This window comes from Paracraurococcus lichenis (assembly GCF_030657435.1).
Lineage (GTDB): Bacteria > Pseudomonadota > Alphaproteobacteria > Acetobacterales > Acetobacteraceae > Paracraurococcus > Paracraurococcus lichenis.
This window is the reverse complement of the sequence record NZ_JAUTWS010000619.1, coordinates 1-230: the sequence shown is the minus strand read 5'-3', so window position 1 is coordinate 230 and position 230 is coordinate 1. Positions and strand designations below refer to the sequence as shown.

The window sequence follows — 230 nt, the reverse complement described above, 5'->3', positions numbered from 1 at the left end:
CGCAGGCCCTTGTGGTCATCGGCAATCACCAGCTTGACCCCGCGCAGGCCACGGTCGGCCAGCGAGCGCAGGAACCCCTTCCAGAACACCTCCGCCTCCGAGGCGCCGGTGGCCACGCCGAGCACCTCGCGCCGGCCATCGGTGTTCACGCCCACAGCGATTATTGTCGCCGTTGAGACAACGCGCCCTCCCTCGCGCCCCTTCACGTAGGTGGCGTCAATCCAGAGATA

Annotated in this window: 1 protein-coding gene; it reads right to left on the bottom strand. The window is 67.4% G+C overall.

Features of this window, described 5'->3' with window-relative positions; translation table 11 throughout:
* Nucleotides 1-230 (bottom strand): transposase (locus tag Q7A36_RS41465; RefSeq protein ID WP_305109571.1); only part of this gene is annotated, 230 nt, incomplete at both ends.